The sequence below is a fragment of the Ligilactobacillus sp. WC1T17 genome (genome assembly GCA_900110005.1).
Lineage (GTDB): Bacteria > Bacillota > Bacilli > Lactobacillales > Lactobacillaceae > Ligilactobacillus > Ligilactobacillus ruminis_A.
Window position 1 is genome coordinate 1 of sequence record FOCC01000003.1, and the last position, 21,740, is coordinate 21,740.

General features: G+C 41.4%; 25 protein-coding genes and 1 pseudogene. 23 read left to right on the top strand and 3 right to left on the bottom strand.

Annotated elements, in window-relative coordinates; all coding sequences use genetic code 11:
- Nucleotides 1-143 precede the first annotated feature (143 nt).
- From BMX26_RS02250 to BMX26_RS02290, 9 genes are all read left to right on the top strand, one after another.
- The gene (locus BMX26_RS02250; protein ID WP_075529844.1) at nucleotides 144-3,890 is read left to right on the top strand and encodes a phage tail tape measure protein; all 3,747 of its coding nucleotides are present in this window, start codon (nucleotides 144-146) and stop codon (nucleotides 3,888-3,890) included.
- 23 nt (nucleotides 3,891-3,913) lie between these two features.
- Nucleotides 3,914-4,801, top strand: coding sequence for a phage tail domain-containing protein (locus tag BMX26_RS02255; RefSeq protein ID WP_075529845.1), 888 nt, complete (start codon nucleotides 3,914-3,916; stop codon nucleotides 4,799-4,801).
- Between the two features lie 18 nt (nucleotides 4,802-4,819).
- Nucleotides 4,820-6,589, top strand: coding sequence for a phage tail protein (locus BMX26_RS02260; RefSeq protein WP_075529846.1), 1,770 nt, complete (start codon nucleotides 4,820-4,822; stop codon nucleotides 6,587-6,589).
- Nucleotides 6,590-6,602: 13 nt separating this feature from the next.
- A complete protein-coding gene (locus tag BMX26_RS02265) occupies nucleotides 6,603-8,195 on the top strand; it encodes a phage head spike fiber domain-containing protein (RefSeq protein ID WP_075529847.1) in 1,593 nt (530 codons plus the stop codon).
- A gap of 11 nt (nucleotides 8,196-8,206) precedes the next feature.
- The gene (locus tag BMX26_RS02270) at nucleotides 8,207-8,596 is read left to right on the top strand and encodes a hypothetical protein (RefSeq protein WP_075529848.1); all 390 of its coding nucleotides are present in this window, start codon (nucleotides 8,207-8,209) and stop codon (nucleotides 8,594-8,596) included.
- A 16-nt stretch (nucleotides 8,597-8,612) separates the two neighbouring features.
- Nucleotides 8,613-8,831 carry an XkdX family protein gene (locus BMX26_RS02275; protein ID WP_075529849.1) on the top strand — a complete coding sequence of 73 codons (219 nt, stop codon included), beginning with the start codon at nucleotides 8,613-8,615 and terminating at the stop codon, nucleotides 8,829-8,831.
- 47 nt (nucleotides 8,832-8,878) lie between these two features.
- Entirely contained in the window at nucleotides 8,879-9,259 is a 381-nt protein-coding gene (locus BMX26_RS02280) for a phage holin family protein (RefSeq protein ID WP_075529850.1), read from the top strand.
- Nucleotides 9,249-10,499 (top strand): LysM peptidoglycan-binding domain-containing protein, encoded by a 1,251-nt coding sequence (locus tag BMX26_RS02285; RefSeq protein WP_075529851.1) that lies wholly within the window; start codon nucleotides 9,249-9,251, stop codon nucleotides 10,497-10,499. Before BMX26_RS02280 ends, BMX26_RS02285 begins: the two co-directional genes overlap by 11 nt.
- A gap of 710 nt (nucleotides 10,500-11,209) precedes the next feature.
- Entirely contained in the window at nucleotides 11,210-11,395 is a 186-nt protein-coding gene (locus BMX26_RS02290; protein ID WP_003696545.1) for a hypothetical protein, read from the top strand.
- A gap of 729 nt (nucleotides 11,396-12,124) precedes the next feature.
- On the opposite strand, the gene BMX26_RS02295 is transcribed toward BMX26_RS02290, so the two are convergent.
- Nucleotides 12,125-12,667 (bottom strand): TetR/AcrR family transcriptional regulator, encoded by a 543-nt coding sequence (locus tag BMX26_RS02295; RefSeq protein ID WP_075529852.1) that lies wholly within the window; start codon nucleotides 12,665-12,667, stop codon nucleotides 12,125-12,127.
- 164 nt (nucleotides 12,668-12,831) lie between these two features.
- Here BMX26_RS02295 and BMX26_RS09405 point away from each other — a divergent pair, with 164 nt between their 5' ends.
- The 4 genes from BMX26_RS09405 to BMX26_RS02310 all read left to right on the top strand — a co-directional run bounded on the left by BMX26_RS09405 (nucleotide 12,832) and on the right by BMX26_RS02310 (nucleotide 15,261).
- A complete protein-coding gene (locus BMX26_RS09405) occupies nucleotides 12,832-13,398 on the top strand; it encodes an NAD-dependent epimerase/dehydratase family protein (RefSeq protein ID WP_225355183.1) in 567 nt (188 codons plus the stop codon).
- Nucleotides 13,322-13,777 carry a hypothetical protein gene (locus BMX26_RS09410; RefSeq protein WP_143454843.1) on the top strand — a complete coding sequence of 152 codons (456 nt, stop codon included), beginning with the start codon at nucleotides 13,322-13,324 and terminating at the stop codon, nucleotides 13,775-13,777. Before BMX26_RS09405 ends, BMX26_RS09410 begins: the two co-directional genes overlap by 77 nt.
- Before the next feature lie 124 nt (nucleotides 13,778-13,901).
- Nucleotides 13,902-14,996 carry an ATP-binding protein gene (locus BMX26_RS02305; protein WP_075529853.1) on the top strand — a complete coding sequence of 365 codons (1,095 nt, stop codon included), beginning with the start codon at nucleotides 13,902-13,904 and terminating at the stop codon, nucleotides 14,994-14,996.
- Nucleotides 14,997-15,021: 25 nt separating this feature from the next.
- Nucleotides 15,022-15,261 (top strand): hypothetical protein, encoded by a 240-nt coding sequence (locus BMX26_RS02310; RefSeq protein WP_143454844.1) that lies wholly within the window; start codon nucleotides 15,022-15,024, stop codon nucleotides 15,259-15,261.
- Between the two features lie 115 nt (nucleotides 15,262-15,376).
- Here BMX26_RS02310 and BMX26_RS02315 read toward each other — a convergent pair whose 3' ends face one another.
- Both BMX26_RS02315 and BMX26_RS02320 read right to left on the bottom strand, forming a co-directional pair.
- Entirely contained in the window at nucleotides 15,377-15,985 is a 609-nt protein-coding gene (locus tag BMX26_RS02315; protein WP_075529855.1) for a metallophosphoesterase, read from the bottom strand.
- Between the two features lie 69 nt (nucleotides 15,986-16,054).
- Nucleotides 16,055-16,706: pseudogene (locus BMX26_RS02320) on the bottom strand (AIM24 family protein).
- Between the two features lie 251 nt (nucleotides 16,707-16,957).
- On the opposite strand from BMX26_RS02320, the gene BMX26_RS02325 reads away from it, so the two are divergent.
- The 10 genes from BMX26_RS02325 (at nucleotide 16,958) to BMX26_RS09875 (ending at nucleotide 21,503) form a co-directional block, all read left to right on the top strand.
- Complete coding sequence (locus tag BMX26_RS02325; RefSeq protein ID WP_075529856.1) at nucleotides 16,958-17,209, top strand: hypothetical protein; 252 nt, start codon at nucleotides 16,958-16,960, stop codon at nucleotides 17,207-17,209.
- Between the two features lie 17 nt (nucleotides 17,210-17,226).
- Nucleotides 17,227-17,484 carry a hypothetical protein gene (locus BMX26_RS02330; protein ID WP_075529857.1) on the top strand — a complete coding sequence of 86 codons (258 nt, stop codon included), beginning with the start codon at nucleotides 17,227-17,229 and terminating at the stop codon, nucleotides 17,482-17,484.
- Between the two features lie 121 nt (nucleotides 17,485-17,605).
- A complete protein-coding gene (locus BMX26_RS09710; protein ID WP_225355184.1) occupies nucleotides 17,606-17,737 on the top strand; it encodes a DUF6440 family protein in 132 nt (43 codons plus the stop codon).
- Between the two features lie 395 nt (nucleotides 17,738-18,132).
- A complete protein-coding gene (locus BMX26_RS02335; RefSeq protein ID WP_075529993.1) occupies nucleotides 18,133-18,342 on the top strand; it encodes a hypothetical protein in 210 nt (69 codons plus the stop codon).
- 204 nt (nucleotides 18,343-18,546) lie between these two features.
- Nucleotides 18,547-18,723, top strand: a complete 177-nt coding sequence (locus BMX26_RS09580; RefSeq protein WP_180366047.1) for a hypothetical protein — start codon at nucleotides 18,547-18,549, stop codon at nucleotides 18,721-18,723.
- Nucleotides 18,724-19,629: 906 nt separating this feature from the next.
- Nucleotides 19,630-19,755, top strand: a complete 126-nt coding sequence (locus BMX26_RS09870) for a hypothetical protein (RefSeq protein WP_412771391.1) — start codon at nucleotides 19,630-19,632, stop codon at nucleotides 19,753-19,755.
- Nucleotides 19,756-19,769: 14 nt separating this feature from the next.
- On the top strand, nucleotides 19,770-19,979 hold the full coding sequence (locus tag BMX26_RS09715; RefSeq protein ID WP_225355185.1) for a hypothetical protein: 210 nt from the start codon (nucleotides 19,770-19,772) through the stop codon (nucleotides 19,977-19,979).
- A 63-nt stretch (nucleotides 19,980-20,042) separates the two neighbouring features.
- The gene (locus BMX26_RS09720) at nucleotides 20,043-20,681 is read left to right on the top strand and encodes a hypothetical protein (RefSeq protein WP_225355186.1); all 639 of its coding nucleotides are present in this window, start codon (nucleotides 20,043-20,045) and stop codon (nucleotides 20,679-20,681) included.
- Nucleotides 20,672-21,034, top strand: coding sequence for a hypothetical protein (locus BMX26_RS09725; protein ID WP_225355187.1), 363 nt, complete (start codon nucleotides 20,672-20,674; stop codon nucleotides 21,032-21,034). The genes BMX26_RS09720 and BMX26_RS09725 overlap by 10 nt, the downstream gene beginning before the upstream one ends.
- 334 nt (nucleotides 21,035-21,368) lie before the next feature.
- Nucleotides 21,369-21,503 carry a hypothetical protein gene (locus tag BMX26_RS09875; RefSeq protein WP_412771392.1) on the top strand — a complete coding sequence of 45 codons (135 nt, stop codon included), beginning with the start codon at nucleotides 21,369-21,371 and terminating at the stop codon, nucleotides 21,501-21,503.
- The last annotated feature ends 237 nt before the right edge of the window (nucleotides 21,504-21,740 follow it).

Sequence of the window (21,740 nt, forward strand, 5' to 3'; positions counted from 1 at the left end):
TAAAAATCAAGCGAGTCTCTGAAGGCTCGCTTTTTTCATGCGGAAATTTCCACGAAGGCAAAGCTCCCGCAAGGGATGAAGATATAGTCTGAACTGCATGGAAACATGCAGAGGCAGGGGATAAAGAGCCTCTGCGGTAACAAATGGGTACAGGTCTGCGCCAAGTTATCAACTCACTGGTGTCTGCCGTTAAGGCAATCGGCAAGAAGAACTCAGTGCTTGACAATCTTGGAATTAAAAAGGAAGAGATGGTTGACACTAACGGAAATCTCAAATCCATGACGGACATAATGGGAGTGTTGCAGAAGCACACCGAGTCAATGGACAAGACTCAAAAGAACGCCGTTTTCAACAGTCTGTTTGGAACAACTGGACAACAGGCGGGAATGATTCTTGCCGAGAATTCTCAAAGGTTAGGTGAACTTACTCAAAGGACACAGGAAGCAGCAGACAAGGGCAAGTACGTACAGACACTGTCGGAAAAGAACTCGGAAACTGCTCAGGCCAACAATGAAAAGTTCAAGAAGGCATGGGAAGATCTTGAAATCAAATTCGGTGCTGAATTGCTTCCGTACATGACTGAGGCAACCAAGGAATTAGGAGAGTTATTCGGGCAGAAGGATTTTCAGAAAGATGTCAAGGTCATGGCTGATGGTGCGGGGTCCGTTGCTAGAAAACTGTTGACTGTTGCTGAAATTGCACTCAAGTATCGTGATGTAATTCTCGATGTAGCTACTATACTAGGCAAGATATGGGTTGCTGACAAAATTATAAATTTCACGCTCAAGCTGAAGGAACTGGCCACCGTTTTTGGCGGATTCGGGTCTAAGGTTGCAGAAGAGCAGGCAGAGGTAAAGGCGCTCACTCTTGAGTATCAATCTCTTGCCGAGGCGAAGACGCTCGCAAGTAATTCCTATGTCGGTGTTGGAAGTTCTGCAGCAGGTGCTGAGAAAAAAATGTCAAAACCAGTTCAAAGCACGAAAATAGCTGAAGGAGTCGAAGAAGGAATTGCAACATCTGGTGCGGTGGAAAAAGGTGTAACGAAAAGTGTTGCTGCTGCCGGAAGGAGCGCCAAGCTTGCTGGATTTGTTTCGAGATTTGGGACTAAATTAATTGGGATTGCCGGTGCAGCCATTGCATTATTCAATGTAGAAAATGATATCTCCGAAGCTATCAAGACAGGCTCTGAATCTTCCAAAGTAAAAGCTGCTGCAAATGCTGTTGGCACTGCTATCGGAGCGGGTGTTGGTTTTGCCACTGGCGGACCCATGGGGGCAGCTTTAGGCTCTTCCATAGGGAATATGCTTGGCAGCACGTCCATAGCGCAGAAAATCGTCAAGGGACTCAACAATGCAGTTAAGAAAGCTGCAAAGGAGCATCAGAAACAGATTGCTGAAACCGGCTATGTCACTATGTATGACGGAACCACGGTCAAGGTTGGCAAGGTCAAGGTTGAAAAGAGCTCACTTACCAAAGCGCAGAAGAGCGTGTCTGATGATATCCGGAAGTCAATGGACAAGGCGGACCTGTCGGTAATCAAGATGTCGGTTCAGTCTGATGACAAGAGTCTGAACAAAGCCAAGGCTACGCTTGAAGGTTTCTATGCCTCTGTCGCTCGTACTGCTGAAAGGCAGTCGAAAAAGAGGGCGGATGCTGAAAAACGTGCAGTTGAGCAGATGTACAAGCAGCACCAAATCAGCAAAAAACAGTATGAAGAGTATATCAAGGGAATCGATGATGCCGACAAGAAGCGACAGTCCAGTCAGAAGAAGACATATGACAGTCTTATAAAGGCAACAAACAAGTATAACGAAGACCTTAAAACGGCCACTGCCAACGGGCAGGGCAACGTAAACAGGATTACGTACACCTATAACAAGAAACGTGAGAAACTGGCAAAGGATGAAGCTGAAACTATCAAAGGGGTCAGAGAATCCGGTTATGTCCAGATAAAGGGCAGAACTTACACTGGTGAGGAAGCCGTAAGAAAGGTACAGGAGCAGTTCAAGGCAAAACGTGAGAAGCTTGCCCGGTCTGAGAAGAAGGAACAGGCTGAAATTGCCAGGAATACGGCCAATGAAAAGAAAAAAATTACTGAAAAGTACAATAAGGAGCGATTGAGCAAGCTGCAGTCATTGTCTAAGTCGATTGCTAAGGAAATGGGTACAAGTTCCAGGCAGCAGAAGGAAATTCTCGATAAACTACGCAAGGACAAGGACAGAATAAGCGATAACGAAGCACGGAATCTGATTAATAAATCGGCCCGCGAAACTAAAAAGCTAATTGAGCATGCTGAGAAAACGCGCAAGGAAACTGTTGCCAAGGCGCAGCAGACCTATAAAGGCAAAGTGGAACAGTACAGGAGAATGAACAAGGACATTCCAGGCTACACCAAGGATATGATGAACAAGGATATCGCCAATGCCAAATCGGAGCGTGACACTACTGTCAGCGTTGCCAATGAGGCAAAGAACAAGATTGTCGGAAGCGCCAAGGCCAAGCACAATCAAGTTGTAGATGAAGCCAGAAAGCAGAACAAGTCTGTAAGTCAGAATATTGTAGCTGAAGGCAACAACGGCATCAAATCATATAATGCCTGGGGTGCCGCTGTTCACAACACTCTGAAGTTCCTGTCTGATGCATGGTCATCTGTCGTACATGCATTCGGTGGGGCGTACAAGGGAAATGTTGGATCATACAGACCAGCGGCAAGAATCAGTTCCTATGCCAACGGTGGTGTTGCACGTACCGGCCTTGCCCTGGTTGGAGAAGCCGGTCCCGAGCTGGTCTACACGCCCTGGAGCAAGTCCGCCAGAATTGTCGGCAGACACGGAGCTGAAGTTGCACCGCTCAATCAAGGCGAACAGGTGCTGAATGCACGTGACACAGCAAGAGTGATGGCCGGCAGTTATTCCGGCACTCTTCCGGGCTATGCCACGGGTACGTTCTCACTGTCCGGCTTTATCGGAGGCATTAAGGACAAGGCACTGGACATTGCCGACAGCGTGCTTGACGTCTTGAAGAAACCGGTCGAATGGATTGCCAGGGGATTCAGTCACTGGCCAAGCGTTCAGGCGTTCAGTTTCACTCACACAACATTGATGGATCAGACAAGGAACCTGGCCAAAAATTCACTGACAAATCCGGTAACACAGGCCTTCAAGAAGCTGCTGAAGAGTTATGATGGCAGTGGCACAAATCCGGGCGGGTATGGTGTAAAGAGATGGGAACCCTATGTCAAGAAGGCGCTGGCTAAGTTGGGACTCTCCACAAGCAGTGCCATGGTAAGCAAGGTGCTCAGACAAATCAATACGGAATCCGGCGGCAACCCACTTGCTAAGCAAGCAGGTTCTGACCCTGACGGTGACGGTTCGGGACCAGCTTTGGGGTTAATGCAGACTAAACGTGCTACATTCAACGCTTATAAGCTCGCAGGTCATAATAACATTTGGAACGGTTACGATGATATTTTGGCTGGTTTAAACTACGCCAAACATAGATATGGCTCAAGTTTGTCATTCTTAGGAAAAGGGCATGGCTATTCTAACGGTGGCTTGATTACTAAGCATGGACTATACGAAGTAGCTGAAAACAACTATCCTGAAATGATAATTCCAATGGACTTATCAAAACGCTCACGTGCTTATCAATTAATGGGTCAAGTTATGAGCAACTTTGCAAAAGACGGTGATGCAAGCAATATTGCTACAGTTTCAACCGACACTTCAGCAATTGAAGCTAAAATGGACAAGATGATGACTATGTTTGGTCAAATGATTGGCTTGTCGGCTCAACAAATTAAAGCTACTAAAGATAGTGCTTTTGATAAGCAAACATTATATACTCAACAGGCTTTGGATCAGCAATTAGCCAGTTTCCAAAGCTTTTAATTTAGAAAAAGGGGGGGTAAGAAATGATTTCAAAAAAACGTCCTAAATTATGGGTTAAGTTTAAACCGGATATAGGCGTGGAAGAAGATGAAATTGATATTGAAACGATTGCACCTAATTTCTACTTTTTAGGCGACCAAGAAAATCCCAGTCTAACAAGCACATATTTATCTGATACTATGTACGATGGTCAAACGTTCGTTCATGCTCAATATCAACCAACAACAATTACTGCTAACTTTTATTTGCGGTTTAAAGATTGGTATGGCTTTAGACTAGCAAAACATGATATCGTACGCTTCTTTGGCAGAAAGGGTGTCTATCGCATTCGCACGGATACGCATCGGGGGATGGTGAGATATGTACGGACAAACACGTTTGACATCAGTCCGGCTGAAACAGAAGCTAAATATTCATTATTTTCAATCGGATTCACAAATTACTGCGGCTTAGGCTACAGCTTGGGTACGTCAAGCGACCTTAAAACTTATGATAGTGAACTATGGCAGATGGGCATGAATTTGCCTAACATGGAAGATATTCCATATGAGTTTTCTGATTATGACGGATTGAATACTTTCAAAATCTACAATCCTAGTGATGTAGTTATCGACCCATACTACCAACAGAGCGAGCTAAAAATCACTATGAATGTAGGAGTTAATTCACTGGTTGAACTAGATAACTTAACCACGGGCGATACGTATACAGTTAAAACAGGGAATGTTAGCACCAACAAGATTGTAATCGATGGTATTGAGACAACGATAAACGGCGTTGCTAGTACGTCTGCCACTAATTACGGTGTGATAACGCTTGTTCAAGGTTGGAATCAATTCAGAGTTACAAGTAGTTATAAACCTGTAACATCAATTGCCTTTGATTTCCCATTTGTATACTTGCCAAGTTAACAGAAAAGGAGCGACGACATGCAAGTTTATATATCAGATAAAGCAAAACAATATAAAGAAATTATAAATTGCGCATTGTGGTCAACCTTTTACATCACTTGGGGATTAAACACATTGTGGGCGCTACATGTCACTTTATATAATGATGGGTCGATTGCGTACAACTTAGCGGGAATCGAGGGCTCTGTTTTCTTCGACGGTCAAGAATATATCGTCAAACAATGTGCAACTGATTACAGCAATGGCGTTGAAACTAAAGAACTTACCTGCACACACGTTTATAATCAGCTATCACAGCTTTACAATACTAATGCTAAAACAGGCACGTTGACATACACAATTCAAAACGTGTTAGATAATTATCTAAAGAACAACTCTTTGGGATTTAGTTATCAAGTCGTCGGCACTTTTGATAAACAGCAGATCACCGATTTAGGAAATAACTCCGGCATGGATATGCTAACGCAAATTGTTTCAACTTGGCCTGATGCTGTGATTTATCCTGACAACAAAAATATAAAAGTCTTTTCTAGTGCTGAGTTTTACAAAAGCTATGGCAACAGGATTGATTACGAACGTAACGCCAGCGAAGTTAAATTAACTACTGATAGCACAACGCTTCTTAACTCAGTTACTGTATCAGGCAAGGTCAAAGATGACGGTAGTTACTACTTTAGCCCTTTTGTTGTTGAAAACAGCGAATCTATTCAAAAATGGGGCAGATATTCAGGCTATCTTAGTGATGAACGTTTTACAACCGCTGCTAACATGAAGACGTATGCTGAATCGCAACTAGTTACTGAACCTGTAACCAGCGTTGAAGTAAGCTTGAATACAAATGAAAAACCAATTGCAGGCGAAATTAGACGCTTGCAAGTTAATCAAGACTTTGCAACTAACGTAAAACTCGTGGGGTATACATGGTATCCTATTCATCCAGCTACAGCGTCTACTTTTAGTTTTAACAACATACCTACGAGTATTCTCAATACACAGACTAATTTGTCGAAAAGTTTGAAGACACTAACCAATAACAATTTGACTTTAACACGTCATATTAGCGTGTTAAATGCAGGCTTATCAACAGTTACATCGCAAGCATCATCTCTTGCCAAGCAAGCAACATCTCTCGCGAGTGAAACAGAAACACTCGCTAAACGCATTTCAGCACTTGAAAACAGCAATACAATGAGTTGGAGCAGCGGGTCTAAGTTTGTTGATTTATCAAGCAACAACGGCAGCCAAGCGCAGTCATGGTATAGCAACCTTTATAGTGCTGGCGTTCGTGGTGCAATCATCAAATTAACTCAAGGTTCGGCTGATGGTGATGCTTATGTCAATCCGATTTTCAGCAACCAAAAAACGCTATGTGGCAATGCTGGAATTAAGTTCATCGGTGCATATCACTATTTAAGATGTACAAGCGTAGCTGATGCACAAGCTGAAGCTAAATGGTTCTTGCAGTATTTGCAATCAAACAATATCGCTAAGACGGCAATCGTAGCTTGTGATATTGAAGATAGTGCATTAAGCACAGATAAAACAACACTTACAAGTGAACTGACAGCATTTTACAAAGTGTTAACTGATGCGGGCTATACGAACACTTGCGACTATGCTAGCGCCAGTTGGTTTAGCTCGCGTTTTGGCCACGTTGCAAAGTACAGCTGGATTGCAAGCTGGGGCGCCTCCACGGCTCCTGATGGGGCTGATGCATGGCAGTATACAGATAAATTTAGCAGATTGTCGCTTGATTGCAGTTACAGTTATAATCAAGCGTTTATCTAGAAAGGAGAATTATATGTTTGAAAACGAAGGCGAAACCTTACAAGGTTCACAATATCGTGCTCACCTCGACCGCAATTGGAACGAGGGCAACAAGCTTTTTAAGCAGTTGCAAACGCAAATTAGCAAGCTGCCATCAAACCAAAGCACAACAGTCGCTAATGCAGAAGTAACTAATGCTCATACAGCGTTAGATGGAACAACATATACTAGCTTAGCAACACGACTAGACGCGATTGATACGCGTTTCAGTGATTTGAATGTTGGCGGTCGAAACTTGCTTAAACATACAGATTGGTCATCTTACAATGTAAGCAACATGACTAAAGTGACTGAAGATGGCTATACATGTCTTAAAACGTCGTCAACAACTAGTAACATAATTTTCGGCACATTAGAAGCTAACACGCAGTACACGTATAGCGCTTGGATTAAGCTCGAAACTGGTGCTGAAGGTAAATTGGCTTTTACAAATTTTGGACACTTCTTTGTGGACAAAAATGCATCAAGTAACGCAAACAAAAAACATGAAGATGTAGCAAGTAAGCGAGTGTATCGCGATGTTGCTGTTAAAAAAGGCGTTTGGACTAAAATTTGGGTTACTTTTACTACGAATAATTTGGCAGGCAGCACTTTTGGGGTGTATCCAGCTTTCTTAAACAGCACAGTAGTATACATTCGCAATTGCAAGCTTGAAAAAGGTAACATTGCGACTGATTGGACACCAGCACCCGAAGACGTGCAAGAACAAATCGACGCACACAATACAGCAATTATGACAAATGCAATTGGAAGTGAAAATCTCTTGCAAACCGCTACAGACGACGTTAAAACGTTAACATATTCTCACACGAGTTATTTAGATATGTGTTATGAAGTGCTAGATAAGCTTTCAGCAGGTAACTATGTTGTTAGTTTTGAAGCAAAGAGTACAGTTGCTGGTGATGTAGTAGACTTCTACACATACGATGGCTCTCATACAAATATTATTAAAAGCTCAAATTTGTATGTCGATGGTGTTGAAAAAGAACCGATGCAAAATTATATCGACGGATATCATAAGCTGACACTTAGCTCAAGTTATGTAAAATATGCATCTGTATTATATGTTACAGATACACCAAACAATTTCAAAGTTTTGATACGTGCTGAAGCAAATAGTGGGTCAGGAACAGTCTCAATTCGTAATGTGCAATTGCAAAGAGGCTCAATTCCCACGGCTTGGCAGGCACCAACGCGCATGATAAAGCAAAGCTCAGCAGTATCAGTGCTGAACGGAGCCAAAATTGCAAACGGAGCAGGCTCAGTTGATACTTATCGTTCGGGTGATCATGCTATTTTGATTTGGAATCGAGAGGTTACAATCCCAAAGCTTGCTAAAAATACAACACTGTATTTTGCGTCAGCGTCAATTCCATCAATAGAAGGATTAACGAATACTCATTTTATCGATAACCAATGGTTCACCTATACAGCCAATGGCACGTGGGGGAAGCTAGTCGTTGATCTTAATGGCACATCGATTCGCTTTGGCCTGTATACGCAAAATTGCGATACCTTCACAGGCAATGTCAACATTCCAGCAAGTTTCGTGCTTTGGTTTTATTAGGAGATGATTTAATGTTAATTTACTATTTCGACGACGATAAGCATTTTACTTATTGCGATGAAATCGATGATAGCAATACTTTGCCTGAAAACGCGACTAAGTTAGCACCCGTTGACGAAAACGGCGCAGGGCTTTACGAGCCCATCACTTGGGATGGTGCTAAGTGGGTTGGTACATCTCAAAGCGATTGGCAAAAGGCTAATCAATCAGACAGTGATACAGACACTTATGTTTCAGCTCAAGCTAAGTTCAATGCTCAACTTACAGCCCAGCTTGCAACAACGCTTAAAACAGTTGCCACACAAGCAACAGCTGTTGCTACTCTAACAAAACAGTTAGCAAGCCAAAAGCTAGTTAATGCTAGTTTAACTAAGCAATTAGCAAGTTTATCTGCAAAATAATAGGGGGTATATGTATATGTTTTCATACGAATATTTTGACGAATATTACAATGATTTGCATCTTTTCACTAAAGACGATTTAGCTCTTTTTGTCGAAGTCGGCTGGCTTACGCAAGAACAAGCTAACAAAATTATGGGGATTGAGTCAACAACGACAGTGACAGCTACTGATGATACAGCGTCAAGTAGTACAGCAGCATCAGATAGCATGGCAAACTCAACAGCCACAGCTTAAATTTTAAAGTAGTGGTGGGAGGGTAGGATAAAAAAAGGAGTGATTAAATGTTGCATATAGAATACATTAAACATTTGTCAGCACTGATTGATAACCCTGTGTTCTTCGCGTTTTTCCTAGCGGTTCTAATCGACGTCATGACGGGGTTCGTCAAATCATTGGTCAACAAAAACACTACGAGTTCTAAAGGGTTATCAGGGCTTATCAAACACTCGACTCTGCTGTTGATTGCCAGCGTGCTATATCCGTTCTGCGATATCTACGGAGCAAGCGGCATGGCCGATATGCTTTTGATTTTCTACATCCTGTTTTATGCGATTTCCATCACGGAAAATTTAGGCCAGATGGGAATCCCGATTCCGACTTGGCTAAAAAAGTATATCTATAAGTTATCCGATGACTATCGAGGTGACGACGATGAAAAATAAAATCATGTTGGGCTTTGCCGTATGCGCAGGGCTTTTTTTATGCGGTCAAAACGTCTATGCAAGCAGGGCGCAGGGGACGGATTTATCACGGTATCAAGGGTATACGGCCGTTAAAGGTCAAGCCAGTGACGAGTTCGCCATTTCGCAAATCGGTGGCATCAACACCGGCGGTATCTACACGCAGGCCACGTATCATTCGCAAGTTGCCACGGGTATCGCGCAAGGCCTGCGTATGCACACGTACATTTGGTATCAAGTCGGCTCTGACAAGCAAGCGGCTAAGCAGTGCATGGACTATTTCTTGCCGCACGTGCAAACACCTAAGCGGTCAATCGTAGCGTTGGATTATGAAGATGGCGCTTCTTGTGATCAATCCGCAAATACAGACGCAATCCTGTACGGCATGAACAGAATCAAACAGGCCGGTTATACACCAGTCTATTATTCCTATAAACCTTATACGCTGGCACACGTTGACTACAAGCGGATTTTAGCCGAATTCCCCAATTCACTTTGGATTGCCGCATACAAGGACTACAATGTAACCACGGTCCCCGACTATCGCTACTTCCCAAGCATGGACGGCGTGGCTCAATGGCAATTCACTAGCATGTATAAAGCAGGTGGCTTAGATGGGAACGTTGACTTGCTGGGTATAACTCAAAATGGGTATCGCAATGGTGTAGCAACCAAGCCCGTAAGCAAGCCGTCAGCCGTCAAGCAGGGTATCAAGGCGGACAACACGCCTAAGACCGACATCAAGGCCGGCTACACGGTCAAGGTCAACTTCAGTGCTAGCAAGTGGGCAAGTGGGCAGTATATCCCGTCGTGGGTGCACGGCAAGGCCTATCGTGTGCAACAGGTATCGGGTAACCGAGTACTACTAGCCGGCATCATGAGTTGGATTAAACGTTCAGACGTGGAGATTCTGCAGACTGCAAAGCAGGCAAGCGGCGTCTACACTGTGCAGTCGGGCGATAGTTGGTGGTCAATCGCAAATCGATACGGTATGTCTATGTATGTGTTAGCTAGTCGCAACGGAAAGACCATCTACAGTATGCTGTACCCTGGAGACAGATTGATTATCAGCGGTCAGGCGTCACGTGTCTACACAGTTAAAACAGGTGACACGCTCAGTGCTATCGCTAACCGGTTGGGGCAGTCGGTATACAAATTAGCTCAAAACAACAATATTACTAACATTAATTTTATTTATGTTGGTCAAAAAATATCTTACTAGTAAAAAATAAAATATTTACTTGAATATGATATGTTTTTTATTTACACAAAAGCCTACTCTCACACGAGGGTAGGCTTATTTTTGCTGATAAAAAAGATTTGCAAAAAAGCAATCTATAACATATAATATAGCTGTGAATTAGTATATGGGCCGTTAATAACTATTAGGTCTGTTTTTGCCATTGCCTATGCCGTGTGACTGCAATGGCTTTTTATATATCCGAAAAGCCCGTTCTAAATTCGAGGATAGGCTTATTTTTTTGTGCATTTTTTCTCAAAAACTATTGACTATATACACTTTACGATGTACAATATATATGTAAGGTTGAGGTAAGATAAAACTTCTTCCTTGCAAGAAAGGGGGATCAGGTTGTGACGAAGGTCATAACAATAGCCCTAACAATCAGCTATTTGCTCGATAGACAAGTCAAACGACGAATCAAGAGAGCTGAAGCCAGACGGTTAGAGCTAGAAAATAAAATATTAGAGCAGAAACTTAAAAAGTAACTGTTCTACCAAATCAAGGGTGCCCAGCCCCTTGGTTTGGTGTACCTTCATCATAACACAAGATTATGAATATATCTTGGACAATTATATTAGCTGTTGTAATTGTTGCTGTCATAGTTTCAATTGTTATGGATATCAAAACCGACAAGCGTTACAAGAGAGCAAAAAAACGCAATGAAGAGCTGATAAAGGAGATAGAAGTCAATGGTATCAGAAGCAAGAAAGAGAGCTAACGAAAAATGGAACGAAGCAAATAAAGAGAAAATGAAAGTTTATCGCTATCGTTCACAAGCCAAAAAATTTATTAAGGATTTTGCAACTAAGGAAGACTTAGAAGACTTAGAAGAAATGATTAAAATTAGATACGAAAAAATGAATGATACGAAGTAAAGTTAGTCAGCCCCCCGTTTGTACGGGGGATATTTTTTATGCAAAAATATTTTAAATGATCATTTTTGAAATGGGTAAGGCGATTATCTGAAATGCGAGAATTTTGTAAAATGGGCAGATAATAAAAAAAGAATGGGCAATAAATGGGCAAAAAAATTCCATTTAAGCGGATATAAGTATCACTTAAATGGAATGAAGATTCTTTAGAAACTGCGATAAATCAAGCAAATGCTGATTTATTAAGCTTTGTTAATTTACACTAAGCCTTTATGACAGAAAACCATGTTTTAGATGGCCTCTCAGATGAAAACCAGTTAGATTTGTTCGCTGATATTTTTTAATTAATTTTAAAAGCACTCTTTATTCTAAAATAAAAAGTGCTTTTTGTTTTTAATATAGTGGCTTTTATCAACTATCAGTGCAGGGTACATAAAAAAGAGGTGAGCATATGGACTATCAAAAAATACGCAGGTTTAACCGGCTATATACTTAGTTTTAGGGGAACTTTGGCTGTCCAGCGGATTATTGCCGGACAGCTTAGAGCGGTTCATGGTCATTATGAAGGGCCGGGGAAACTTTTAGCAAAAGACCTTTGAGGCCATTGCGAAAATGTCGTTGCTGCATATATCCATAAATTCAATCTCGAAACTCACAAAACGAAAATCTTTGCTGATTTGCATTAAAAAGGCCGTTGCCATTCAGTTTACCTGAATGACTAACGGCTTTTTGTTATTTGTATTGCTTTTCGACGATACCGTAAATAATATCACCGAAATCTTTTGGGCTGTCGGGACATCCGGCCAAAAGCCATTCTTTGATGACGCCGATGACACCGTAGTAGTTGTACTGGTAGGAAATTTGGAAGGTGTGCTCATCATAGGTGCCGCGCGTTTTAATCAGGTCTTTTTTCTGCTCATACATTGCGGCAACTGTAGCCTTGATGTATCGGCTTTCCAAGTGGGAAGAAAAGAATTCTTTGTAGAAGTTCTGGTTTTCGTAAATAATTGTCAAAAGCTTGTATCTGTCAGCTTCAAGGTTGCCGTCTGCAAAGATGCTCTCTGTAAGTTCTGCTTCCATTTTTTCGTATAAATCATAGATGTCCATGTAGTTGCGGTAGAAGGTCGCGCGGTTGATATCGGCTTTCGCACAGATTTCTTTGACCGTAATTTTTTTCAGGTGCTTATCTTTAAGCAACTCATATAAGGCATCCCGGATTGCCATCCGGGTGTAGCGGGTTCTTCTATCCAGTTTTTTAGATTCTTTTTGCGACATACTTACCTCCTGTGTTGCGTATTTTACACTCAAGCATGTATTGCTACTTGTATCTGATTTTCGCCTTGATTATACTAAACTCAAGAAATAATGCAACACGATTCGCACAAATAACAGGAGTGGATAAAGATGACTAAGGTATTGGTAACAGGCGGGACGGGTTTTTGGCAGGCTGGACAGTGTGCAAATTATTGGAACAAGGTTATGAGGTTAGGACAACCGTTCGTTCGCAAAAAAAGCAAGCAGCGGTAGTAAATATGCTGGAACATGAAGGTGTGAATACAGGAAAACTTTCTTTTGCTGTGGCCGATTTGACCCAAAAAGACGGCTGGGACCAAGCGATGGAAGGCGTCGACTATGTCTTGCATGTTGCTTCTCCTTTGGGCGGAAACAACCATGAAGACGAAACCCTTATCCCGACTGCCAAGGCCGGGGCAGAAAATGTTATTGGTGCTGCCATCCGTGCCGGGGTTAAAAAGGTTGTCATGACCTCCAGCGAGGCGGCAAATTACCCGGATAAAAAAGATCCGCGGCCAGACATCAACGAAGGTTTTTGGACAGATATGGACAACAAGTGGCTTACAAATTATATGCGTTCAAAAGTTGTCGCAGAAAAGACGGCCTGGGACATAATCAACAAGCAGTCTCAAAATCTTGCCGGGAGCCATTCTTGGTCCTTACATGGACGGCAAGAAAAGCAGTACCGATCAAATTACGGAAATGCTGCTTAAGGGAACCTCAAGTCCCAATGTTATTTATCCAGTCGGTGATGTGCGCGAACTGGCAGACCTGCACATCTTGGATATGCAGTCAGAAAGAGCAGACGGAAAGCGTTTCATCGTAGAAGCAGAAGAGATGGCCATGCCTCAAATGGCAAGACTTTTGAAGGAAAACTACCCGGACAGAAAAGTCAGCACAATGGTGATTCCAGACTTTCTGATTACAATCATGGCAAAATTCCAGGTGCAAATGAAGGTTTTAAACACGATGGTCGGTTTGAAATACCACCGCGATAACAGCAAGGCCAAGGAGCTTTTGGGCTGGAAGCCACGACCAACTATGCAGACCGTTCTTGATATGGCGGCTTATTATGTGGAAAACGAAAAATAAGAGCAAAACGACGGAGGAGGGCCTTCGTTGTTTTTTCTTTGCAAAAAAGTATAAAGGAGTATAAAATAATTAACAAAGTATAAAAGAGTATAAAGGAAAAAAGCAAGTATAAAGGAGTATAAAAATGAATCCGTTTAATCCTAGTTTTGGAAAGGTACCTCCGATTTTTTTGGATAGGAACAGGCTGGTTCAAGAGTTGGCGGAAGACCTTGAAAATACCAATAGCCCTTATCAAACTACACTTATCTACGGTTTGCGTGGATCGGGAAAGACATCTTTTTTAACGGATGTCGGTAAAAAACTCGGCCAAGATGATTTCTGGATTGTAATCAACCTGGCTATGGGAACCGATTTGTTGGCAACCTTGGCAGACTCAATCTATGTCAAGGCCTCTAATCCTCTCAAAAAAGCCTTAGAAAGCATCGGTGGCGTTAAGTTCTCCGCCTTCGGTCTTCAAGTCGAGTTTGGGATGCAGAATGCTGATGCCAGCCATAAGTATCAAACTTTGCTGGAAATGATTTTAGAAAGAATGCAAAATCAGGGTGTAAAGCTTTTGGTGACGATTGATGAAATCAAATCTACAAAAGAGGTGCGACGCTTTATTTCGATTTATCAGATTCTGATTCGCGAAGGTTACAGTATCTCCCTGATAATGACAGGCTTGCCGGCTCATATTTCAGAACTGCAAAATGATGATGTCTTGACCTTCTTGCTGCGCAGTGCTCGGATAAATTTGGACCCGTTAAATCCACTGACCATAAAGAGCAGCTACCAAAAAGTATTTTCCGAAGGTGGGCGCAAAATAGATGGCGATGTTCTTGCTGAGATGGTGAAAATGACGGCTGGCTATGCCTACGCCTTCCAACTATTAGGATTTTTGGTTTGGCAGACGGGGGAGGCGCATATCTCAGCAGAAGTTCTTGAAAGTATTAAGGATGATTTCAAACTTGAGCTTTACCGCAATGTTTACACCAAGATTTACCAGGAATTATCTTCCGTTGATATTGAATTTATAAAGACAATGGCTGGATGTGATGGTAATCTTATCAGTATCGGCGAAATTACCCAAAAAATGAATAAGCCCAAAAACTACATCTCGATGTACCGGAGGAGACTTTTGGATGACCAAATTATCCGTGCGCCTAAGCGGGGCTATGTTAGTTTTACTCTGCCATACTTTAAAGATTTTATTTTGGAAAATCAGGAATTTTATTACTGATACTAAAAAATGTCGTGAACCTTCTTTGATTCGCGGCGTTTTTATTTCCAAAAGCAAGCTGGTATCTTTTGTCAATGGGATGGTGACGGATGAGTCCGACCTTTTAGACGAAATATATGATGATGCGGGTATGCATACTAATACTGGGGCTTGGCAGATGATTTTCAGCGTGGTGACGGCTCCTGACCAAAGAAGACATGGGTATGCTGGACAATGTCTCAAAGAAGCTCTGGCTCAAGCAAAAGCAGAAAAGGTTTCGTTTTAACTTGCAAGGACAAGCTGGTTGATTATTATGCCAAGTTCGGCTTTGAAAATGAAGGCTATCTTGGATCTGACCATGGCGGCGTTAAGTGGAACCAGATGCGGCTGCCTTTTTATTTTTAGCGGTTTTTCATGAAGTCGTCTCTTTTAGCTTGCACGATTTGTTCAATTTCAGTCATACTTAACGGCGCACCAAAAGCTGGTTGGGGTGTGAGGTAGTCTAAATCAGCTGAATCTAAACCAACGTTTATATTTTCTTTGACAGGGACGGAATAATGGTGGATATGGCCGTGCAAGTTGATGATTTGAGGCGCAATTCCAAGCATTAACGGGTAGTGGGTTAGGTAGTATTGGCGGTGGTTATATTTAATTAGCGCACCGACATCGTGAAAGGTAAACTTAGGCTTGCCATTTACGGCATAATTATTTTTAGCTAGATATTTGAAAAGGGCACGGTTATCATGGTTGCCCTTGATGAGAATTAAATTGCCGTTTAACTGCTGTAATAAGGAAAAAACGTCTGCATGAGCCTTTGTTTCAGACCGTACGAAATGGACTGCAATGTCACCTAAATGGTAGACGGTATCAGTTGGTAATACTTTGCTATTCCAACTGCTAATGATAGCCTCATTCATGTCTTGGCTGGTCAAAAAAGGTCTTTTAGCAAAATCAGTAATGCCTAAAAGATGGTCATCGAAAAAATGGGTATCGGATGTCACAAAAAGCATATTTTAGCCTCCACTTTTTTATTTCATTATATAACAAAAAAAGCCTTCGCTAAAACGAAGGCTTTTTGCTTAAGCATCGCCCCCAAGCTGGGCCACAAAAATTTCAAGGTTCAAACTTTGGACATAGATGCTGCCGGAACCTTTAAAGGTGTTGAACACACCTTCGCCAGTACCGATACTTTGCCAAAAACCATTTTCTAAGTGGATGTCATAATCCAAAGTGCTGGACCAGGTTACCACATAGCTGTTGTCAATGGTCATTTCACTATTATCCAAATCAATTTTTTTGATGGAGCCAAAAGCGGTGCATAAGACGGTTGTTCCATCACTCTGAGTCGTCATCACAAAAAGCCACCAGTTCCCGAAAAAAGGGCTTTGCCGACAGAATGTTTTTCCATACTATAGCCTGCTTTTCCATCCATGGCTAAAAAGTGTCCGTCATTGATGCGGTATTGAGCTGGATCTAAATCTAAGGTCAAAACCTCGCCAGGTGTATTAGGCGCTAAGGCCAGTTCACCTTGATCATTATCTGAGACGGCTTCAGTAATCCACAGACTTTCGCCACTGGTTAAGGAACACCCCCCACAGTTCCCATCAGCTTGCCTAGGCCTTGGCCGTGACCATTAACCATAGTGTTTAAACTGATTCCAGTTGAATGATAAATCATGCTCTCACGTTGAATGTAGGCTTTCTCACCGTTTTCTAAGGCAATCTTTATCAAAAGGAAATGTGTATCATTTTAAATGGTGTAATTCATGAGGCTATCGCTCATTTATTTCCTCCTCGTCAGAAAAGTATCTGGCTATTAACTACATTTTAAAGATAACATATATTTAATTGAAAATGTAGTGATTTTTAATTAAAAGATAAGATGCGCATTGAAGTGTGATTTTGACTACCAAATAGCTTTTAAGCGACAAAAAATAGCGCCTCAATGTTTTATACTAAATATTGGAAAGGTTGTGCAAAGTAATGAATAAGTTAAACCAGATAAATATACTAGCTTGGATTTTGATTGCTGTTGGATGTTTAGATATTATATTGTCTATTTTTAATCAAAATTTGCGCTGGATTAGCGATGTCCTTTTTGTTATTACAGGAATACTTTTTTTGATTGACAAGCCAGGCCGCTTTGGCGAAGAAACAAAGAAAATGCTTGTGAATCTTCGGATAATTTTAATGATAGCAGGTATAGTTAGTTCATTATTGTTATATTTTATCTAAATGAAAGGATAAAAAATATGCAAATATTTGAAACAATTGTCGCAAAATTTTTATTGGTGATGGGATATCTTTTTGTGATTTCTGGATTCGCCATTATCCTAATTGCCATTTTAGCACGTGATATGCAATGGATTTCAGGCACTATTTCAGTGTTAGCAGGTGTAATATCTATTTTGAGCAATAATCTAAAACGAGATACCAAAAGCAGCAATATTTTTGCTATTTTGGAAATCGTATTTTTAGCCATGTTAATGGCAAGCCATCAGTTAATTTAGGCCATCAGAGTTTGCTCATTGAGTCTATATTTGGAGGTGTTTTAATGATAAAAAAATGCAAAACGGTTTGTAACAGTGAGTTCCCAAATGTCCCATATGGGGGGGAACACTTGATGTTGTAGTGGATCAAGTGACGGGGATTAATTATCTTGTAGGAAGAAATGTCTCAGGTATATCCGCACTAACACCATTATTAGCTGCAGACGGGACGCCAATTGTTACGCCAGAGTACTGCTGCAATGGTGAAAAGTAAATGGACAGTTAGACGATAAAGAATAGCACCTCAATGTTTTATACTAAGAGTAAAGAGGGCGATTGCCATGGAAGTTTACTTTATAAGAAAAGTTATTAATAAATTAAATTACGGAGTGATATATAAAAGATAGGTGGCTGATATGGGATTTTTAGGGACTTTACTTGTCATTTGGTTAATAAGCTATTTTATCGGCGATATTGTTGAAGGATGTTGTTCTTTGCTTCCAATTATTTGTGTGATTTATGTAATTTACAAGGTTATATCGTTATTTAACTAACTATACTTAAAGCAGATTAGGCGAGGGTGTAAGTGAAATCTGCGCATGGGAAGAAATTTTTTTGCAAAAAGAGTATTTTGATATTTGGAAATATTTTAAGAAAGAAGTGATTAAAATGAAGTTTGGCATGAGGCCACCGAGTCTTAAACGTTCAATTAGCGCTCGCACCACAGGGAGGTTAAAAAGAGAAGTTAAATCAGCCATCATCCCCGGCTACGGCAAAAAAGGCATGGGATGGATTAAGAATCCTAAAAAAGCCTTGTATAATAAAGTTTACCACAAGACAACATTCAGCATTTTTGACTTGTTTAAGCTGTTCAAATAAAATATCTAGAGCAAGGAAGAGAAGTTAAACAGTGAGTTTTAAAAGGGTTTTATAAATGAAAGAATTTTTACTTGGAACATACAAAATAAAAAAAGTAAGCAAGGACAAGCGTTTTAGCTTAAAGGTTACAATCCAGCCCGGAGCCGTAATCGTGTTAGGGCTATTAATAGCTGTTATTACGCTAATTGTAAGGAGGTTTGCCTGATGCCTTTATCAGATGCACAAAAGAAAGCCAACCAAAAATGGAAGGCTGCTAACAAAGAAAAACAAAAACTTTACCGCTATCGCTCACAAGCTAAGAAATTTATTAAAGATTTTGCCACTGAAAAAGATTTGCAGGACTTAGAGCAACTCGTTGCACAAAGGCGTAAGCAGCTTTAAAAATTATTTAAGTTAAACGACCCTCCAAAAATTGAGGGTCGTATTTATGAATTGCGGGCCATGCTTGTCAAAAATATCAAGTCAAATCCTAACACAAACATTGCTGACCGGATGAAGCAGACTCAGTCAAAGATTGACCGCTTGATTAGAAACGGGCCGAATCTTTAGAAGAACTGGAAGAACTGCTGAAATAAGCTTCCAATCTGGGGGATTATTTAGAGATTATAAGTAATTGACTGCAAAACCAGCTGCAAATCAGCGATCTGCTGTTTGACTTCGGCGGTATCATCATTCTTCTTTAATTCTTCCCAAACTTTATCAGCAATAGGTCGGACTTCTTTTACAAGATTAAAGTGGACAACACTATTTCCTTGCAACAGAAGAAAGTAGATGAGCTGAATACATTTACTTTAATCGCTTCTGTCGACTGTTAAGACCTCTGTATGTCTGATGCAGGAATTACGAAAGAAGAACTGAAGAAATAGCCAAAACGGGTTCATGAAGTTATTGGTGGCGACATTCACGCCGATTCGCTTCCATTATCAGACGAAGATTACCTGGCAATCTACGAAGAATCATTCAAATAAAAATTTCATGAAGAAAATTTTGTGCTTACTTTAGTGTAAGTTAAAAAGTTCTACAATTACCGTCATATTAGGCAGTTAATTTTAGACGTTTTTTATGGTGGAATAATAACTATCTATTGGCGAAAAAACCACGTATCTACGTAATAAGCACCAAGATTTTAAAGTAAATCTTGGTGCTTTTTTCTTGCAAAAAGGCAGGGCAATTTAGGAACGGTGGCACTTAGTTTAATGCGAATGCAACAACACAAAAAACGAATGTGTGTTTGTGTTGTGGTATAATCGAAGTATCAATAATTTTCTTATGAAAGAAGGCAAAATCATGTTACACAAGCTTCCACAAAATATCGAAGTGCGGGGTGTGCGCGTGCATAGTCTTAAGAATATCGATGTTGATATTCCTTTGAATCAAATTGTGGGTGTGGCCGGTGTATCGGGGGTCGGGTAAATCAGGCCTTAGGCGTGGTGTATGCGGAAGGCTCACGGCGCTATTTGGAATCACTGTCGACTTATACCCGTAGACGGATGACCCAAGCTGGTAGGGCTGATGTGGATGATGTCCGCTATGTGCCGGCTGCCTTCGCTTTGCACCAACGTCCTGGTGTACCCGGTATCCGCAGTACTTTTGGCACCATGTCAGAAGTGCTCAATAGTTTGCGACTGATGTTCTAACGGCTTGCCAGCCACCGCTGTCCTAAGGGCCACTACTGTCCGCCTTCACTTAGTGTCGTTGCTATGCAGGAAATTATTTGTCCAACTTGCGGTGCGACCTTTTATAGCACTGGGACAGAAGATTTAGCGTTCAATTCCCATGGAGCTTTTGCAACTTGTAGCGGGACAGGCATTGTGCGGACTGTCAATGAGGCTGTCTTAGTCCCCGATGAATCGCTTTCCATTGATGATGGAGCCGTTGTCGTTTGGGGAACGCTTATGTGGTTTTTGATGAAAGATGTCTGCCGTGAAATGGGTGTGCGGACGGATATTCCTTTTAAAGATTTAACCGACGAAGAAAAAGAAATCGTCTACCATGGTCCTGCCGTCAAAAAACATATGCACTACTTCAACCATAATTCCCACCAAGAAGGTGAGATGGACTTTACGTATTACAGTGCTGTTAATACGGTCAAAAATGCTCTGTCAAAAGCTACCGACGAAAAAAAGATGAAACGGGTTGAAAAATACTTGATTGAAGGTGTCTGCCCTGATGGTCAAGGGTCACGCTACAGTGCCAAGGCAGCCTTAGTTAAACGCGGTCAAGCACACAGCTTGCCTGATTTGATGAATATGAGTGTTGACCAATCCTTAAAAGCTTGTCAGGGTATGCCTTCCGTGGCGTGGTCAAAAAATTGCAGGTTTTGCATGATTTGGGACTAGGGTATTTGACCTTGGTCGAAGAAACGCCCGGCCTTTCCGGCGGTGAAGCACAACGCCTGAAATTAGCCAGTGAAATGGGCAAAGGCCAAGCTGATTCGGTTTTTGTGTTCGATGAACCAACTATTGGCCTGCATCCCGATGACGTCAGGGTATTGCTGGATGTTTTCCAAAGACTGCTTGATCAAGGCGCTACGGTTGTCGTAATTGAACATGACCTAGATATTATTCGCAATGCTGACTATGTCATCGATATGGGTCCTGGCGGTGGTGTCGATGGTGGCCGTGTCGTCATCCAAGGTACGCCCAAGGCTGTCAAAGCTTGTCCTGACAGCTTAACAGGCCGGTATTTGTAGGCTGAAACAGCTATTTTAATTAATTGATGATAAATTTAGGGGGCTTATTCTGAAGGCCTCCTTTTTTGTGTTCAGTTATTAGTAAAAAAGGATAGTTTAAGGGGGCAACCAGCTACTATTTACTGGAATGATACTTTATTCAGCGAAATTGCAAAAAGTTGCTAATTTGACTTTGTAACGACAAATATTGACGCCTGGCGTGTGTATAATAGGGGTAAAGAAAATAAAAAGTTATATAATATTGGATTTTATTGCCACAGTCATAGAAGATCTACATCGTGTCATAGTCTTTGGCGAAGTTGAGAAGGTCGCTCCCGAGGGCTTTGATACCTCGTTGGAGGTTATTGACGAAGGACGAGCTGTCGTAGGCGATGTGACAGTCTGCGACTTTTCATATATTTTCACTTCCAAGACTAGGGTCAGCATCGATTTTAATGGCAAAGAAGACGTCGCTGCTGACAAAAAATAGGCGGTGCTAAAATTTACTTCTTCTACTGAAAATTTTTGTCTTGTATGGACAAGCAGTTAGTCTACAAGCTATTGGGACGAAAGGAATCTTTGCAGATTGTCCAAGTAAAATTGGACAAGATAGTGGACTCTATCCAAACTACAAACAGTATGGAGGTAGACATTGACTTATCAGACTACATATTGACACTTATTTTGGCTTGGAGAAAATATGGCACGAACCCTTGATACTGACATT